This is a genomic window from Paenibacillus sp. AN1007, assembly GCF_040702995.1.
Classification (GTDB): Bacteria; Bacillota; Bacilli; order Paenibacillales; family Paenibacillaceae; genus Paenibacillus.
Window position 1 is genome coordinate 355,511 of sequence record NZ_CP159992.1, and the last position, 16,382, is coordinate 371,892.

The 16,382-nt window shown below is 49.2% G+C and carries 19 protein-coding genes; 17 read left to right on the forward strand and 2 right to left on the reverse strand.

Annotated features, from left to right (window positions below; genetic code table 11):
* Window positions 1-102: 102 nt before the first annotated feature.
* Entirely contained in the window at window positions 103-1,122 is a 1,020-nt protein-coding gene (locus ABXS70_RS01465; protein ID WP_342552788.1) for an asparaginase, read from the forward strand.
* Window positions 1,123-1,259: 137 nt separating this feature from the next.
* Window positions 1,260-1,997, forward strand: coding sequence for a pirin family protein (locus tag ABXS70_RS01470; protein WP_366293424.1), 738 nt, complete (start codon window positions 1,260-1,262; stop codon window positions 1,995-1,997).
* Between the two features lie 155 nt (window positions 1,998-2,152).
* Here the strand turns inward: ABXS70_RS01470 and ABXS70_RS01475 are convergent, their stop codons facing one another.
* Window positions 2,153-2,374, reverse strand: a complete 222-nt coding sequence (locus tag ABXS70_RS01475; protein ID WP_342552786.1) for a DUF1128 domain-containing protein — start codon at window positions 2,372-2,374, stop codon at window positions 2,153-2,155.
* A gap of 131 nt (window positions 2,375-2,505) precedes the next feature.
* Between ABXS70_RS01475 and yyaC the strand changes: the two genes are divergently transcribed.
* The 5 genes from yyaC (at window position 2,506) to ABXS70_RS01500 (ending at window position 9,468) form a co-directional block, all read left to right on the forward strand.
* Window positions 2,506-3,147 carry a spore protease YyaC gene (gene yyaC / locus ABXS70_RS01480; protein WP_342552785.1) on the forward strand — a complete coding sequence of 214 codons (642 nt, stop codon included), beginning with the start codon at window positions 2,506-2,508 and terminating at the stop codon, window positions 3,145-3,147.
* A 60-nt stretch (window positions 3,148-3,207) separates the two neighbouring features.
* On the forward strand, window positions 3,208-3,999 hold the full coding sequence (locus ABXS70_RS01485) for an alpha/beta hydrolase (RefSeq protein ID WP_342552784.1): 792 nt from the start codon (window positions 3,208-3,210) through the stop codon (window positions 3,997-3,999).
* A gap of 280 nt (window positions 4,000-4,279) precedes the next feature.
* Complete coding sequence (locus ABXS70_RS01490; RefSeq protein ID WP_342552783.1) at window positions 4,280-4,984, forward strand: DUF6483 family protein; 705 nt, start codon at window positions 4,280-4,282, stop codon at window positions 4,982-4,984.
* A gap of 137 nt (window positions 4,985-5,121) precedes the next feature.
* A complete protein-coding gene (locus ABXS70_RS01495) occupies window positions 5,122-6,363 on the forward strand; it encodes an SAM-dependent methyltransferase (RefSeq protein ID WP_342552782.1) in 1,242 nt (413 codons plus the stop codon).
* Window positions 6,364-6,810: 447 nt separating this feature from the next.
* Window positions 6,811-9,468 (forward strand): O-antigen ligase family protein, encoded by a 2,658-nt coding sequence (locus ABXS70_RS01500; RefSeq protein WP_366293430.1) that lies wholly within the window; start codon window positions 6,811-6,813, stop codon window positions 9,466-9,468.
* Between the two features lie 196 nt (window positions 9,469-9,664).
* On the opposite strand, the gene ABXS70_RS01505 is transcribed toward ABXS70_RS01500, so the two are convergent.
* The gene (locus ABXS70_RS01505) at window positions 9,665-10,012 is read right to left on the reverse strand and encodes a dehydrogenase (protein ID WP_342552780.1); all 348 of its coding nucleotides are present in this window, start codon (window positions 10,010-10,012) and stop codon (window positions 9,665-9,667) included.
* A 159-nt stretch (window positions 10,013-10,171) separates the two neighbouring features.
* Here ABXS70_RS01505 and ABXS70_RS01510 point away from each other — a divergent pair, with 159 nt between their 5' ends.
* From ABXS70_RS01510 to gatA, 10 genes are all read left to right on the forward strand, one after another.
* Window positions 10,172-10,789, forward strand: a complete 618-nt coding sequence (locus tag ABXS70_RS01510; RefSeq protein ID WP_342552779.1) for a DedA family protein — start codon at window positions 10,172-10,174, stop codon at window positions 10,787-10,789.
* Entirely contained in the window at window positions 10,789-11,358 is a 570-nt protein-coding gene (locus ABXS70_RS01515; protein ID WP_342552778.1) for a thioredoxin family protein, read from the forward strand. The genes ABXS70_RS01510 and ABXS70_RS01515 overlap by 1 nt, the downstream gene beginning before the upstream one ends.
* Before the next feature lie 5 nt (window positions 11,359-11,363).
* A complete protein-coding gene (locus tag ABXS70_RS01520) occupies window positions 11,364-11,996 on the forward strand; it encodes an MBL fold metallo-hydrolase (protein WP_366293435.1) in 633 nt (210 codons plus the stop codon).
* A gap of 316 nt (window positions 11,997-12,312) precedes the next feature.
* Complete coding sequence (locus ABXS70_RS01525) at window positions 12,313-12,675, forward strand: hypothetical protein (protein WP_366293438.1); 363 nt, start codon at window positions 12,313-12,315, stop codon at window positions 12,673-12,675.
* A 121-nt stretch (window positions 12,676-12,796) separates the two neighbouring features.
* Window positions 12,797-13,324 (forward strand): RNA polymerase sigma factor SigY, encoded by a 528-nt coding sequence (sigY, locus tag ABXS70_RS01530; protein WP_366296505.1) that lies wholly within the window; start codon window positions 12,797-12,799, stop codon window positions 13,322-13,324.
* 1 nt (window position 13,325) lies between these two features.
* The gene (locus ABXS70_RS01535; RefSeq protein WP_342552775.1) at window positions 13,326-13,664 is read left to right on the forward strand and encodes a YxlC family protein; all 339 of its coding nucleotides are present in this window, start codon (window positions 13,326-13,328) and stop codon (window positions 13,662-13,664) included.
* On the forward strand, window positions 13,657-13,881 hold the full coding sequence (locus ABXS70_RS01540) for a sigmaY antisigma factor component (RefSeq protein ID WP_342552774.1): 225 nt from the start codon (window positions 13,657-13,659) through the stop codon (window positions 13,879-13,881). Before ABXS70_RS01535 ends, ABXS70_RS01540 begins: the two co-directional genes overlap by 8 nt.
* 161 nt (window positions 13,882-14,042) lie before the next feature.
* Entirely contained in the window at window positions 14,043-14,426 is a 384-nt protein-coding gene (locus tag ABXS70_RS01545) for an ATPase (protein ID WP_342552773.1), read from the forward strand.
* 176 nt (window positions 14,427-14,602) lie between these two features.
* Window positions 14,603-14,890, forward strand: coding sequence for an Asp-tRNA(Asn)/Glu-tRNA(Gln) amidotransferase subunit GatC (gene gatC / locus ABXS70_RS01550; RefSeq protein ID WP_342552772.1), 288 nt, complete (start codon window positions 14,603-14,605; stop codon window positions 14,888-14,890).
* A gap of 27 nt (window positions 14,891-14,917) precedes the next feature.
* Complete coding sequence (gene gatA / locus ABXS70_RS01555; RefSeq protein ID WP_366293443.1) at window positions 14,918-16,375, forward strand: Asp-tRNA(Asn)/Glu-tRNA(Gln) amidotransferase subunit GatA; 1,458 nt, start codon at window positions 14,918-14,920, stop codon at window positions 16,373-16,375.
* Window positions 16,376-16,382: the final 7 nt, after the last annotated feature.

Here is a 16,382-nt window from a genome sequence, read left to right on the forward strand (position 1 = left end):
GCGCTACTCTCCAGGTTATTCTGTCTTCGGAGTGGACTGTGTAAAATCTTGAATTCAACTTGTATAGTCATGAATTTGGAAATATGAAGGAGAGAAACACGCATGGAGAGTGCTTTATTAGTTAAAGAATACCGTGCAGGCGTGATGGAATGCGCCCATTACGGACACATATGTATTACAGATGAGCATGGACGGGTTGTATATTCGGCTGGTGATCCCCATTTCAGAACTTTTACACGTTCATCTGCCAAACCATTTCAGGCGATCCCGGGTATTCGGGCTGGAATCGACCGTCACTATAACCTTGAAGCACAGGAAATTGCCATCATGGCCTCGTCACATCGCTCAGAACCCGAGCATATCCGAGTGCTGGAACATTTAGCCCGTAAAATCGGACTTGGCGAGGAATGTCTGATCTGTGCACCAAGCTACCCACTTAATGAAGAGAGCCGCAATTCCTGGATTCGTGCACAAGGAGAAAAACGCCGCATACTGCATAACTGTTCAGGCAAACATCTCGGAATTCTAGGGTACAGTCAGATGAAACAGTTTGATTTAAACAGCTATGCCGAGCCGGATCATCCCGTGCAACGGGAAATTCTTGAAACGCTGGCAGGCCTCGCAGGCATTGAAGAAAAAGAGATTCAACTCGGGACGGATGGCTGCGGCTTTCCGGTATTTTCACTGCCGTTGTCTGCACTCGCGAGTGCATACCTGAAGCTGGCTTGTCCCGATCTTATCGCTGATGGCCCTACACGTACCGCTGTAGAAACGATTACTTCAGCTATGAATGCGCACCCTCTGATGGTCGGTGGGTTGAATCGGGTAGATTCGGTGCTGCTGGAGGACGATAACATCGTTGCCAAAGGTGGATTCAAGGGTGTATTTGGTTTTGCGCTGAAAAAAGAGAGACTGGGCATCACGTTTAAAGTACTGGATGGTTCCGAAGAAGAATGGGCCTCCATTACACAATCGATATTGAAGCAAATCGGTTATTCCAACTCCAAAACCGCTGCGAGGTTGGCTGAAGTATTCCCGGCAGCTATCCGTAACGACGCTGGGACTCTCGTAGGGGAAATGGAAAGTGAATTTGTACTCCACTCATTAAAAGATAGCGTGTAACCTTTGGAATGAGCGTGATTAGAATGACCGGACCCCGGGTAAAGATCACATACCAACTGGTATTGACCTTAACTTAATTTTAACACGCATGGATTACTGCCCATGAGGCAGTTCCAATCCTCTGGAGGTGGATGTATATGATTAAAGTAGTGACATCGGAAGAAAGGCACACGTCGGATCGAGGTTGGATACACAGTGAATTCAGCTTTTCCTTTGCAGATTACGAGGATCCAAGCAATGCCCATTTTGGTTGTCTGTTAGCCCATAATGACAACACACTGATGCCGCAGGAAGGCTTTAAAAAACATCCCCATCACGATCTTGAAATCGTCAGTTACGTAATATCAGGTACGCTTAAGCATACAGATAGTATGGGCACGGAACAGCTGCTGAAAGCGGGGACGGTTCAAGTGATGAGCGCTGGGACAGGTGTGGAGCATTCCGAAACGAATCCGGACACGGATGAACCTGTACGCTTTCTGCAGATGTGGTTTCTGCCTTCCCAGCGAATGCTTAAACCGTCTTATGCCTATCGTAAAATAGAAGAGTCTGCACCGCTGAATCGACTTTGTCCAATTGTATCAGGGGTGTCAGATCAGGCGGATGAAATTTCAGAAGAGGGTTCGCTGCGTATTGCGCAGGACGTAACCTGTTATCTGTCCAAACTGGAGTCGGGCAAGAAATTAATGTATCCGCAGCATGAGGAGCGGCGTACACATTTGTTCCTTATTAGCGGTCATCTCGAGATTCAGTGCTCCGATGGCCATTTTAATCTCAAGCCCGGAGATGCGGCTCGAATCCGCAAAAGCTGTGACCTGCAAATGACAAGCGCAGGCAGCGAGCCCGCAGAATTTGTACTTATTGATCTACCTTGACAGGAGCACTGCATCAGAGCGTTGTATTGATCCGTTAGCACAGCCGAACAGGCTGTAAAAAAGGGACCTGTTATACATCAACATACGGATGTATAACAGGTCCCTTTAGTTTGTGTTTCTGCCAGATGTGAAGGCAGAGGTTTACGAATGATGGCCTATTTGCGCAGTCTGCCAAGTTCAGAAGCAACGGCTTCCACTTCCGAGATACTCAGATGCTCTTTACTCATGACCATCTCATACAAATCCTGCAGATCCTCATATTTCTCAAGTGGGAATGCTGAAGCCTGCATAGCGGCACCACTGGCCATCCGCAGTTTGGTCTTGATGGCTTCTATCATATATTCCATATTAGCTGCTGTTGCTTGTGTTAAATCCATCGTTTACTTCATCCTTTCCATCTTCCAGGGATGGTTTGTTCGCTTTTCATAAGAGAAACTCCTGTTATTGTAGCATGAGTGGAAGGAGACAAGCCAATGATTTTGCGGGGGGACGGAGCATCGGTTACAATATGGGAATAGAACTGAACGACTGGCATGAGAAGATCATGCCGGAGCTGTCCATCGTATCCGTTTATAACAGGAGGGAATTCAGCTTGACCTTATACAAACGAGAGCTGGTCCGGCAGCAGAGTCGAGGCATGCGTAAAGGTGTACATAGAGATCAGCTTGTTCTTTTTTTCAAGGACATCTTCCAGCGGCATAATCTCGACGAGATTACGTTTCTCTGTATCGGTACAGACCGTTCGACCGGAGATGCACTCGGACCCATGACGGGTACGCTGCTCGAAGAACAGGGTTTACCCCATGTAATTGGCACACTGGCTGCTCCATGTGATGCAGACACGCTCGAAAAGAGGTTGGCACATATTCCGGCACAGCATACCATTATTGCAATAGATGCCTGTTTGGGCCCGAAAGATGCTGCCGGGACATATTATGTATCCGGAGCGCCGCTTCGTCCGGCCGAATCCGTTGGTGGCAAGCTGCCGCCGGTCGGGCAGTACAGCTTAGCCGCAGTAGTTAATGCTAATGGACCAAGGCCGTATTCGATTTTGCAGATGACTTCTCTGTACCTTGTTATGAACATGGCCCAAACGATTGCCGATTCCATATCTGAGGCCCGGAGTGCACGACAAACGTTTCATTTGTGAGTTGATTGCTTAATAATATACAACCTGAAATATTACATTCGCGCAGAGAGAGGGATTAATATGGAAAAAGTGATGTGTGATGGAACGACGATTTGTTATGCCGAGCAGGGGAAAGGGGAAGCACTCGTGCTGCTCCATGGATACTGCGGCAGTTCATCTTATTGGGATGAAGTGGTGCCGGAATTGGCACGCGGTTATCGTTGTATCGTGCCCGATCTGCGTGGACACGGCAAAACGGATGCACCGGTTGGCAGTTATACGATTGAACAGATGGGCAATGATGTCCTGCAGCTAATGGATGAAATCGGTGTGGAAAAAGCGGTTATTCTCGGACACTCCATGGGCGGTTATATTGCACTTTCGATCGCACAGCATCATCCGGAGCGTCTGAATGCGTTTGGTTTGATTCATTCAACGGCGTTCCCAGACGGTGATGAGGCGAAGGAGAAACGCCTGCGTGCGGTATCCACCATTCAGTCTGAAGGTATTGTGAACTTTGTGGACGGGCTGGTTCCGGGCTTGTTCGCACCGGAGCATGTGGAATCCATGTCTGCACACTTGAATCGTGTGAAGGAAATCGGTTACCAGACTGCACCTCAAGGAGCAGTCGGTGCTGCACTGGCTATGCGCGAACGCCCGGATCGCCGGGATGTATTATCCGCTTCGCCGCTTCCTGTGCTGCTCGTGGCAGGAGAAAAGGACGGTTTGATTCCGCCGGAGCGCACTTTTACAAGTGATAAGCCTCATATTGTGCAGGCCACGATTGCAGGTGCAGGGCATATGAGCATGTATGAAGCACCGGAAGAGCTGATTCAGGTGATTAAGCAGTTTATGGCAGGTTTGACTGATTAAGATGAACTGAGAGAACGTTTGGAAAATGGAAATGAAAAAGACGACCGTATAGGACTTTCTGTTGAATTGAGCGAGTGTCTGGTAGATGACAACGGACCATCGTTTGCATATGAAGACCCCTGCATGTCTATGTGGACAAGCAGGGGTTTTTGATTTGTTTGCTGCCCGGCTTGGAGTTAGCCGGATTTTCGCTTTTTTTTACGGCATGAATTAAAATAAAACGTATAGTCAGGCGGAAGAAAAAGGTTGGAAGATGATAAAGAAATGAGGGGGCACAGCAATGTTCAGGAAGGATTATCTGCTCCGAATGATGGAGGAAATGACAGAGGCGATCGGCAAAGCCTTTACACTCAGACAGCAGCGTAAACATACGGAAGCTTTGTCTGAACTGGACGAACTGATGCGCAGACAATTTGGCATGAATCTCTCGTTGCTGAACTCGCTGCCCGCAGAGGATGTCATCGAAATGTTCCGCTTTCGGGGAGTCATTGAGGTGGACAATCTGCAGCAGGCGGCAAGACTTATTGAAGAAGAGGCTTATATTCACCAGGAGAAGGCCAGAGTTGAAGGCATAGATGATGAGGAGAAAATGGAGGCAGAGGATGCTGCGCTTGTCCGTTTAATGCGAGCTTCACATTTTTACCTGTATGCATTGAATCATGGGGCTAATCCGCAGCTGCTGCAGGCACCTGAACGTGTAGAGGAAGTGATGGAACAAATTCAGGGATATGAGCTTCCTGCCCGAACGGAAAAGCAGCTTGCACTGTACCGGGAGCATCAGGGACGATACGATGCAGCTGAGAACAGCTGGTACCGATTGCTGCATCTTGGCCCGGAGTATCCGGTGCAGTATGAGGATGATGCCAGAGCATTTTATCAGAGGCTGATCGAACTTACGGATGATCAGCTTGAACGGGGCGGCCTGCCGCGAGCTGAGGTTGAAGAGGGGCTGGCTCAGATTAAAGTTTCGGAAACGAGACGTTAGCAGCAGAGAACGTTTTCTGGATTCAGGCTGAAGTATGGAACGTGGACTTACAACACATATGGAGAGCAGGTCCCTCACTTGGAGCGGACACAAAATTATGGTATGGTAACGTGTGACCAAACCAAACCGAAAGTGAGATGTACCCCGTGGATTCGTTGCGAAAGCTTATACAAGATGTTTTTGAACAGAACTCGCTGATTACGGCGACCTGGAGTCAGCTGCGCAGACGGGACAATGTCTCGTTTACCAAAGTGCAGGTGAAGCCGGTAACGCTGAAAAATCAGCTTCATTATCAGTTTGCTTTTCATTATGCGAATAAAGTGCTGCATGAAAACTTGACCCCGGCTGAAGCGATGGCGCGCATGACTTTGTTATGTGAAGAGACGTTTCGTCAAGGGCTGCTCTGTACGACAGAGGCAGATTATCAAATTTTGATCAGCAAAAAATATAAAGTGTCAATTCTGACCAAATCCCCATCCAAAACAGCGGTGGACCTTTCCCACAATCGTAAAAAGCAGTATGTGCTGGAAGAAGGCGTTCCCGTTTCCTTCCTCGTTGAACTCGGAATTATGAATGAAGAGGGACGTGTACTTGCGCGCAAGTATGATAAGTTCAGGCAGATTAACCGTTTCCTTGAGATGGTGCAGGATGTTATTCCTCACCTGCCAGAAGGGCGTCCGCTGACCATCGTCGATTTTGGCTGCGGCAAGTCCTATCTGACCTTTGCCCTCTATCATTATTTGTCTGTACAGCAGCGTCGTTCGCTCAAGATTATCGGTCTTGATTTAAAGGCTGATGTCATTGAACGCTGTAATGATCTGGCTAGACGTCTGCACTATGGTGATCTGAAATTTCTCGTGGGTGACATTGCGGATTATGATGAACTGAATGAAGTGGATATGGTGGTTACTCTCCATGCTTGTGATACCGCTACAGATGCGGCTCTGGAGAAAGCTGTGCGCTGGGGGGCTTCCGTTATTCTTTCGGTGCCTTGCTGTCAGCATGAGCTGTATGACCAGGTTGAATCTTCGGTAATGAATCCGCTGCTGTCCCACGGCATTCTGAAAGAACGTTTCTCGGCACTGGCAACAGATGCGATTCGCGCCAAACTGCTCGATTTAATGGGATATAAGACACAGCTGCTCGAATTTATTGACTTGGAGAATACACCTAAAAACATTTTGATTCGCGCCGTACGTGGTCAGGCGGGTCAAGTGAGTGAGATGTGGGATGAATACACTGCATTCCGCGATTTCATCCATGCCGATCCTTATTTGGAGCGCGCCTGTGCAGACCTGCTTCCGGTTGAGGGAAGCAAGTCCGGAGGAAAAGTAGACAGGGAAAACTTGGAGCGATCTGCCAAGTGCAGCCTCCACTGATCTTGTATTGGGAATGTGATCGATGAGCAAAGGTTGATAAAGATTGAGTAGTAAAACGAGAAGTCGAAGCATCTACCGCATAAGTGGTCTGCAAATGTGAGGAAAAGGACATGCTGGTAAAAGGGTCGTTTAACTCGATGCCAGATCAAAAACAGAGAATTAATGAAATGATGTATCATTAATTCATGAGTGACAGGTCAACGCATAAGTAAAAATGTGTATCTGGAATATCCAATGCGTTGGTGCCGAGTTATTTAATGCTGTTAAATGTGAATATCTTGAATGTGATCTGTGTATGCCTGAATCAGTCAGAGGACAATCAGCATCGGCTGGTACTGTGGAGCATAATTCACAGTGCCAGCTCAGCTGAAAAAAGACAGAAGGACCCGTAATGAGGGTCTTTCTGTCTTTTTTATTGTTTTTGATGAAGAAAGGAGGAGGTGTGGAGTGGAGGAAAAAGAGAAAGTGAATGAAGAAGCAAAAAAAGATAGCAGCAGAGGGGGCGCAGGTCAGCAGGAACTGTTTTATCAGAATGGTGGTCAGGCAGAAGGCAGAGGTTTGGCAGGCCGCTCATGTCAACCCGGACGGTTGGATGAATTACCGGAATACGGGTGCTATTTGGCACATGACTGCAATACATATAACGATACAGCCGGTCCACACAGCCTATGGGTCACAGGACGGGTATCAGATACATCCAGCCGCTGGAGCAGGACGAAGGAAAAGAAAAGCAGGACAGATATGAACCGATCCAATTGGACGGCAGTCTTAGGTATGGGCACCTTGGTTGTATTGCTCGCAGGATGTTTGCGTAGAGGGTTATTCTTTTCGGCTGATGTATACCCCGTTATTTTGATGACCGCGGTCATCGTGAGCATTTCGCTGGTAATGTACATAGAGGGAATGCTGGAAACACAGCCTGCCGGCATGGACATGATACGCTTAGAATTCATGAGGCCGGAAAATCCGCAATTTATCCAGGTGTTATTTCCTTTGGTAGTCATGATGTGTTATGCGGTACATGCCTTGGCCGGCTCGGTAAGTACGCAGGGCAGCATCGATGAAATGCTGCGCTGGAGCCTGCTTGCGATGTTTGCCCTGCTCGCTGCGCTGCTGGCAGCGAGCAGGAATGGTGTGCGGTGGATTGCCTTGGGCTGGCAGCTGGCAGGCGGCCTGCTTGTGCTGAGCGGTATTCTTGCCGTGTGCGGTGTGATGCCGCTGCCTTACGGGATCATGCGCACAGCGGACCCGGAGATCAGCTCCGCCGGCGCTCGGCTCGGCGGATTGCTGCAGTACCCCAATGCGTACGGTGCCGTCGCCTGCATGTACGCATTGGAGCGGCTGACGGCAGCCGCGGGTGTGCTGGCCGGCCGGGCGGTCCCGGCACGCCGGCTCATCGCGGCGGTGCTGCCGCTTATGCCCGCGCAAGCCGCGCTCCTGCTGAGCGAGTCGCGCGGCGCTTGGCTTGCGGCCGGCTGTGCCGCGGCCGCCGCCTTGGCTCTGCAGCGGCGCGGTGCCCGCCTGCCGCTGCTGCTGGCCTTGGCCGCGCCCCTGGCATGCGCGGCCTGGCTGTACCGCCAGCTGGCTGCTGCCCAGCTGGCGCCTGCACCTGTGCCCGGCCTGCTGGCACTGGCCGGGGCATGGGCAGCTGCGCTGCTCGGCACGCTGCTGCTGTGCCGTCTCTGGCACAGCCGCGCCCGTGCTGGCCGCGCCGCTGCCTTGGCGACTACCGTGCTGGCGTGCATCGCCGCTGCACTTATGGCCGCAGCCTCCACCGCCGATCGCTTCGCGGCGGGTGTCGGCACAGGGGCATCCCGCCTGCAGATGTGGCGGGATGCCCTGCAGCTGTGGACCGAGGCCGCATGGCTCGGCCACGGGGGAAACACATGGCGCAGCATGTTCCGCGCCATTCAGTCCTCGCCGTATGTCGGCGGCGAGGTTCACAGCGGGCTGCTCGACCTGGCCCTGGATACGGGCCTGCTCGGCATCGCGCTGATTGCAGGGTGGATGCTCTTCACCCTGCACAGCATGCGACGCTTCGCACCGCGCCTGCTGCCGGCTGTACTTGTCTTTGCCCTGCATGGGGCTGTGGACTTCGACTGGAGCTATGCGCTCAGCTGGATGCTTTTCATCTGGCTTACGGCATGGGCCGCTGCGCTGAGAAGAGAAACAGAGGTAGCGGCACTCTACCCGTACGCGTTCATTAATGGCAGTGTGTCTGCTGCAGCTCCTGCTCCAAAGTCTCTTGTAGATACAGCTTGTGCAGGCTCGATCAATGATGCAGCTTCGCAGCCTGTGAATGCGCTGCAGCAATCTAAGCGATACTCGTACCACCTTACCTTACAAGCAATCCGTTTAAGGCTGGTCCTTGTCCATGCTTCCATTCAAAATTACATCCGTCCCTGTATCCAACTTCTTTCCAGCCCTGCATCACGCCCAATCAGGCGGTATACGGCGGAGTTTCTGCTCGCATGCTGGCTTGGGGGGACCGTCTGGATTACAGCGCATTACATGTGGGCAGCTATACAGTATCGTCAAGCAATTGCGGAGCCAATGGAGACTTCAACAAGTGTCGAATATTTTAAATCAGCATATCACTTGAATCCAGCCCGGCCTGATTTGGCGATTTCCTTTGCGCGAACACTGCCTTATGCAGAAGCTCATTCCATTTTACTGAACGGCTTGTCCTATTCGCCGCAAGATCCTGATCTTTATTTGGAGCTTGGGAAACGGGCATCACAATCAGGCCAAGGGAAACAGGCGGGGACATATTTTATCAAAGCCATCTCCTTAAATCGTTATGAGCAGGAAATTTATAGGGCGGCGGTGCACGAGATGGAACAGATCGCGATGCATGAAATTTCCCATGGAAGAGCCCGGCAGGCGCAGCAGACCGCTGCCGTGGGGGCGCAGATCTACGAGCAGTATAAAAATCTGGCAGCACAGGTCAATGCGGAATATATACGCAGTGATCGTCATTTCCAACTGGACAGTTCTTCTGCCTTATCGGGTGAGAACCTGCGCAGCATTGCTGCAGGTACCTTAATCAAAAATAAGCCTTACAAATCAATTAGATCGTGCATTCGCTGCAATTCACAGAACTGAAATGGCGAGCTGGACCCTGTATGTATTTGAACCTGCTTACCTGCCCGAGCTGCATTTGTTTTGGGATATCATTCGGTGATAACTCCCGATACGTAACGTTCCATGGTCTCTGGCTTTCCCTTTACGATTCATGGTCAAGATATGCTTTGAACAGGCTGACGAGGGAAAACACTGCCCGCCTGTTCCGGTCTTCTTTTTACAGACGATAACCGCCAAAGGCATGTTTGAAGGCTTCATTAAGGGATTCAACCTCTACATCCCACAGTGCCGCAATTTCTGCGCTGACTTCGGTATTCCACCATTCGCACAGTTTTTTACGGTCGCTGCGGTTTTCTCCAATCCAGAGCAGGTTTCCGATGACTTTGGCGTAGTATCGCTCCTCGGCCTGCTTCATGCGTTCTGGCGAAATGTACAATTTCAGCCTTTTGGCTGTACGATACAATTCCTTGCTGCAGGCACGGCGAATGCCTCGGGCAGAAGGAAGGTTTTGACCGGATTGCTTATGTTTGACCGGGGGAGATCCGGGTACAGATTTGAATGACATGTGCTCACGCTCCTCTCCCCATACCATATGCGAATCAGCGGCTGCGGGATACTGTCCCTGTCTCTCAAGTAGCCACGTTCAGGGGCCTGTGATAAAATAAGGACGAACTCCCATGGTGCGGCAGGGCACCGTCATTAAGGAAAAAGAGAGAGGGTTGAGATGGACGTTATTCATAACATTGTCAGCCAATTATTCGACTGGATTCAAAGTCTCGGATACTTCGGCATCATGCTCGGATTAATGCTGGAAGTCATTCCAAGTGAAATTGTGCTGGCATATGGCGGTTTTCTCGTTTCCCAGCATCACATTAATTTCTTCGGTGCGATGATTTTTGGTACAATAGGCGGGGTGCTGGCTCAGCTGTTTATTTACTGGATCGGCCGTTATGGCGGCAGACCTGTGCTTGAACGATACGGTAAATACATACTGATCCAGAAAAAACATATCGATCATTCCGAAGAATGGTTTCGCAAGTATGGTACGGGGGTTATTTTTACAGCGCGGTTTATCCCGGTCGTAAGACATGCGATTTCGATTCCTGCGGGCATCACCAAAATGCACACAGGCAAATTCATTCTGCTCACTACACTCGCTGTTATACCTTGGACTGCATTGTTTATATATTTAGGGATGATTCTCGGAGATCAGTGGAAGCATGTAGATGAGAAAGCGGCACCGTATATTACACCGATTCTGCTTGTTGCGCTTGCTCTTATGATTATTTATTTTGTTATTAAATGGATGAATGTACGTAAAAAGAGAGGAAGTGTGAAGTAATGTCTAAACCTAACTTGTCTCACAAATTCGGAAAAGGCCTGCCTCCGAAGGAATTTATCGCAAGTATGACCAAAAATCAAAGCGAATTTCAATCGAACTATGACAGCTTTGTCTGGGCAAGCGAAGAGGATCGTGAATTTTTTGAGAGTCTGAATCATCGTGACGACCTTCGTGTGCTGATTTTGGCAGCGGATTGGTGTGGTGATGTCGTTCGCAATATTCCGGTTGTATTTCAGGCTTTGGAAATTTCCGGCATCCCGACGGAAGTGCTGATTATGGAGAATCACCCGGAAGTAATGGATGAGTTCCTTACGATGGGCGGACGTTCGGTGCCGATTGTGATCTTTGCAGATACAGGCGGACACGTGCTTGGTCAATGGGGACCCCGTCCGCAGCATGTACAAGAAGTGATGGTGGAGTTCAAACGTCTTAATCCTGACCGTGAAGCTGCAGATTATCAGGACAATATGGCAGAGGCACGCAAAGAGATTCTGAAACGTTACGGTGAAGGAACGGAGTCTCATGCAGTTATCATTCGTGAACTGCGTGAACTGATTTCGGGGCTGTAATTCATATGCTGAACATTCGTACATTTACGCTCGGGCCGCTGCAAACCAACGCCTACCTGTTACAGGGAGAGGACCCGAGTAAAGCTGTTATTGTTGATCCGGGTATGAACCCTGGCCCGCTGCTCAAAGCAATTCAGGATTTGGAGATCGAGGCGATTCTTCTGACCCATGCTCATTTTGATCATATTGGTGGTGTCGAAGAGATTCGTAAGCTGAAGGGATGCCCTGTATATTTGCATGATCTGGAAAGTGACTGGCTGACTACAGCCAAGCTGAACGGATCATTGAATTGGCCGCAGGTAACACCACCGATCGCTGCCGCTCCGGCAGAATTTGCTCTGGATGAGGGTCAGAAGCTGGAGCTGATTGGTCATACGTTTCAGGTGTACCATACCCCTGGACATTCTCCAGGCAGTGTAAGTTTGTTATGCGGGGATGATCTGTTTGCTGGAGATGTACTATTCCGGATGGGCGTAGGTAGAACAGACCTGACAGGTGGACGTGAACGTGATTTGGTGGATTCCATTCAGAACAAGCTGTACCGGTTCCCCGATGAGGTTAAAGTATATCCGGGTCACGGTCCCAAAACGACAATAGGGTACGAGAAACAAAACAACCCTTATGTTCCGGCAATATGATTCGACAGAATATGTGAATTAAGTCTGGACAAGTGTCGGATTTTTCATTAGAATAGCAATTAGTTGTTACAAGCGTTAAGGCATCACTTAACTAAAGCGTTGAATAGATACACCCAAACTCGCGAAGCACGCAGACTGTGGTCCATACCCGGTTTGCGTTCTTTTTTTGTTTTCAGCCGTTTTTCGGCAGAAATCGTAATTATAAAGGCCCAAAATAAGCAGCGCCAGCGAAAGAACATAACAGTGAAGGTTTACATAATAGTTACAGAACAAGAGAACGATTAATTCTAGGTGAACGAGAGTGAGGGAGATCGATGTGGAGAAAATAAACACGTTTCAGCCGAAGCAGCCGCCGGAGTATACATGTCTTGATGATCGACGAATCGAACTGCATTCCGTCATACGTTCCATGATTAAGGAAACAGCTTATCAGAAAGATTACATATGGAATACCAGTCCGATTCATATTTGCAGCCCTGATTCAGCTCATACTGACTCAAGCGGGTCAGTTTTACAAAATAAAAATGCAGATCATTTGGAACCGTTTGATTTAAAAACGGACATGGCGAACAGAGCCCGCAGGCTGCGGCAAAATGTGTGGAACAGCCGTGTGTTGAAAAACGGGGCCCGGAACCAGCGGTGGTTCGACAAACTGCAGGATTACCGAAATGGAGTCTGATTGCCCGAGAAATTGTCGTATGCATTTAATTATTTTTACAAAGATTGAATCCTCAATTGAACGTTTCGGTGGAGCCTGTCGTATAACCTTAAGATTGAGCAGGAAGTGGGTGATCATCATGATGAAAACAGCCGAACTGGAGGAAGTGCGAAGAGCGGCAGAGGGAGACGACAGTGCACTTGCGGCCTTATTGCAGCGCCATTACTCGTTTGTTTATAAATACTTGGTTAAAGTCACGATGGACCCTAACCTCGCTGAAGAGATTGTGCAGGATACGATGGTTCGCTGCATGGAAAACATTCGGCGTTATGATGGTCGTTCAGCGTTTTCCTCATGGATGATCACCATTGCAACCCGGATTTACATTGATCGAACCAGGCGAAGGAAAAGAGAACAGAACTGGCTTGAGCTGATTCGTCATCAGGCGATCCGCCGTTTTCGCTGGCAGCTCGAAAGTCGAAATGAGGAATGGACGGATGTGATGGATGCGATGACGAGGCTTACGCCTGAGCATCGCATTGGTGTGCTGCTGAAACATTATTACGGGTATGGATACGAGGAAATCGGGGAGATGCTGGGCATTCCAGCCGGAACAGCAAAGTCACGGACAGCTTATGGCCTCCGCCAATTGAGAAAGGAGCTGGAATAGAATGAGCAGGCCGAATAATACATCGGAGCAGGAAGTGGTACAGCGATTGCAGCAGTCTATGAAGGCGCTGGACGATGTCTGCGAACCGGCAGATATTCCTTCGCTGGCAGCACTTGAATCTCGTGCCAGAGAGCAAAGACGTATGAAGCGCAGAACCAATATAATTGAAATTCTTTTCTTCTGGCTCACTGCACTGATGGTAATTACTTTGGGTGTGTTGTTATTTCTTTCTTCTCCTGCCGTATACTTGGGGATACAAGTGCTGAGTACAATCATTGCCTTCATTGCAGCGGCGTTCTGGTTTATCCGGCAGCGGAAGGAGGCGGCGCGCCATGAATAAACTTCACTATTCATTGAGCGAAATTCATCCGGTAATGCTGGTGATGCTTGCGCTGCTGCTTTTGTTTCAAGGCACATGGATGTTTCAAGATGCACGTAGTCGCGGCCGCTTTCCTTGGTTATGGGGATTGTGGGGTATTACCAGCGTGCCCGGACCTCTGATGATTTATTGGTTGGTTGTGATTCGTACAGACCGTAAACGACACAGGCGGAAGTAAACATAACAGATGATATGGGAACGAGCAGCTGCGGTTGCGAATATCTTCAGAAAGATTTTGCACAAATATGTTGTTTAAATCTAGTATTCCTAGACATCGCTATTCTTTTCTAGTAGACTATACAAATAAATAATAATGATAGACTACCAGGAGGTTAGACGATGCTGCGATTAGGAGAGAAGGTTGTCATCGTCGCGGATGCGTTTGAGCAGAATCTTCCTGTGGGGGAATATGGATACATCATCGCTTATGACCGGAATCCGGACAATGCGTTCGATTACGTGCTTCGAGTGCCGCTGGTTAATCGGAATTTTTTCGTTCCATCCGGCGACGTCGATCTGGAAGAGGTTCTGCTGAAGCAGGAAGCTGAGCGGGTCGAGCGAGAAGCGTTGATAGATTACGCCCTTGCGACACATAATGAGAGACTGTTTCATCAATTGATGAATGGTGAGCCTCAAGCTGTGGAAGAAGAAGAGGAAACCGCGAATGATGTCATGTCCCAGGCGGATTTTATAAAGCAGGTTAATCTGCGTGCATGGATTTAAACATTAGAATGTTCAGGAGTCGGCTGATGCCGGCTCCTTTTTTGCATTTGCATTGAATTGTCGAACTATCTCACCTATAATTAGAAAAGTTATCTTGAGACTTTAGCCCGTTAAACGAACGCCTTGTTTTCAGTGGATGGTCTCAGGCACAGAACGAATGAAGGAGGCATCCGGTAATGAGTATTTCGAATAATGACGTTCAGCATGTGGCCAAGCTGGCCCGGCTTAATCTGACTGCTGAAGAAGAACAGACGCTGACAGGTCAGCTGAACGCGATCTTAAAATATGCAGAGAAGCTGAATGAACTGGACACGACAAACATTGAGCCAACAACTCACGTTTTGCATGTCAGCAACGTGATGCGTGAAGACGAAACCAAGGAAAGCCTGTCCATAGAACAGGTGATGCATAACGCACCAGAAGAAGAAGACGGGCAGTTTAAAGTGCCTGCTGTTATGGAATAACGGACAATTGGAAGGAGGACAAGTACTGTGAGTTTATTTGAACAATCGCTGCCTGAGTTACATAACAAGCTGCACGCCAAGGAGCTGTCGGTCAGCGATCTGGTGAATCAGGCTTATCAGAATATTGGTGCGCATGATGACAAAGTGAAAGCTTATTTGACATTGGACGAGGAGAACGCCCGCGCCCGCGCCCGTCAGCTGGATGACCGTCTTGTCAGCGGTGAGAAGAAAGGTTTGCTCTTTGGTTTACCTGTAGGCATTAAGGATAACATCGTGACGAACGGACTTCGCACGACCTGTGGAAGTCAATTCCTTCGCAATTTCGACCCGGTGTATGATGCAACGGTTGTCGAGAAGCTTAAGGCAGCGGATACAGTAACCCTGGGTAAACTTAATATGGACGAATTTGCCATGGGCGGTTCCAACGAGAATTCCAGCTTCTCCCCTGTGCATAATCCTTGGGCACTTGATCGTGTCCCAGGTGGTTCCTCAGGTGGATCTGCTGCAGCGGTTGCTGCGGGAGAAGCGTACTTCACACTTGGATCAGACACGGGCGGTTCTATTCGTCAGCCTGCTTCCTATTGCGGAATCGTCGGTTTAAAGCCTACTTATGGACTGGTTTCCCGTTTTGGCTTGGTGGCCTTTGCATCATCCCTCGACCAAATCGGACCACTGACCAAAAATGTAGAAGATTCTGCTTATGTGTTGCAAGCCATTGCCGGTTATGATGCTAAAGATTCGACATCTGCCAAGGTAGATATTCCGGATTACTTGAGCGGACTGACAGGGGATGTCAAAGGATTGCGTATTGCCGTACCGAAGGAATACATCGGTGAAGGTGTAGACCCGCAAGTAAAAGAGAAAGTTCTTGCTGCACTGAACGTGCTGGAGGGACTTGGAGCGACATGGGAAGAGGTATCCTTGCCGCATACCGAATATGCAGTAGCTACCTATTATCTGCTCGCTTCTTCTGAGGCGTCTTCCAACTTGGCTCGTTTTGACGGTGTACGTTACGGTGTGCGTGCGGACAATCCGGAGAATTTGCTGGATCTGTACCACCAGTCCAGAAGTCAGGGCTTTGGTCCGGAAGTAAAACGACGTATTATGCTCGGAACCTATGCACTCAGCTCCGGTTACTATGATGCGTATTATTTGAAAGCTCAAAAAGTGCGCACACTGATCAAACAGGATTTTGATGATGTTTTTGCCAAGTATGATGTCATTATTGGGCCTACTGCTCCTACAACGGCATTTAAGCTGGGTTCTCAAGTGGACAACCCGCTTACGATGTATCTGAATGACATTTTGACGATTCCAGTCAGCCTAGCGGGTGTTCCGGCGATCAGCATTCCTTGCGGATTTGCAGATGGTCTGCCTGTTGGCTTGCAGATTATTGGTAAAGCTTTTGACGAAACAACCGTACTGCGCGTCGCGCATGCGTACGAACAAAATACAGCATTCCACAAGCAGCGTCCGCAGCTGTAGACTGCCC

Coding starts and splice junctions, on each gene's coding strand:
- ABXS70_RS01465 (WP_342552788.1), top strand. CDS start 103: ATGGAGAGTGCTTTATTAGTTAAAGAATACCGTGCAGGCGTGATGGAA.
- ABXS70_RS01470 (WP_366293424.1), top strand. CDS start 1,260: ATGATTAAAGTAGTGACATCGGAAGAAAGGCACACGTCGGATCGAGGT.
- ABXS70_RS01475 (WP_342552786.1), bottom strand. CDS start 2,374: ATGGATTTAACACAAGCAACAGCAGCTAATATGGAATATATGATAGAA.
- yyaC (WP_342552785.1), top strand. CDS start 2,506: ATGGGAATAGAACTGAACGACTGGCATGAGAAGATCATGCCGGAGCTG.
- ABXS70_RS01485 (WP_342552784.1), top strand. CDS start 3,208: ATGGAAAAAGTGATGTGTGATGGAACGACGATTTGTTATGCCGAGCAG.
- ABXS70_RS01490 (WP_342552783.1), top strand. CDS start 4,280: ATGTTCAGGAAGGATTATCTGCTCCGAATGATGGAGGAAATGACAGAG.
- ABXS70_RS01495 (WP_342552782.1), top strand. CDS start 5,122: ATGTACCCCGTGGATTCGTTGCGAAAGCTTATACAAGATGTTTTTGAA.
- ABXS70_RS01505 (WP_342552780.1), bottom strand. CDS start 10,012: ATGTCATTCAAATCTGTACCCGGATCTCCCCCGGTCAAACATAAGCAA.
- ABXS70_RS01510 (WP_342552779.1), top strand. CDS start 10,172: ATGGACGTTATTCATAACATTGTCAGCCAATTATTCGACTGGATTCAA.
- ABXS70_RS01515 (WP_342552778.1), top strand. CDS start 10,789: ATGTCTAAACCTAACTTGTCTCACAAATTCGGAAAAGGCCTGCCTCCG.
- ABXS70_RS01520 (WP_366293435.1), top strand. CDS start 11,364: ATGCTGAACATTCGTACATTTACGCTCGGGCCGCTGCAAACCAACGCC.
- sigY (WP_366296505.1), top strand. CDS start 12,797: ATGAAAACAGCCGAACTGGAGGAAGTGCGAAGAGCGGCAGAGGGAGAC.
- ABXS70_RS01535 (WP_342552775.1), top strand. CDS start 13,326: ATGAGCAGGCCGAATAATACATCGGAGCAGGAAGTGGTACAGCGATTG.
- ABXS70_RS01540 (WP_342552774.1), top strand. CDS start 13,657: ATGAATAAACTTCACTATTCATTGAGCGAAATTCATCCGGTAATGCTG.
- ABXS70_RS01545 (WP_342552773.1), top strand. CDS start 14,043: ATGCTGCGATTAGGAGAGAAGGTTGTCATCGTCGCGGATGCGTTTGAG.
- gatC (WP_342552772.1), top strand. CDS start 14,603: ATGAGTATTTCGAATAATGACGTTCAGCATGTGGCCAAGCTGGCCCGG.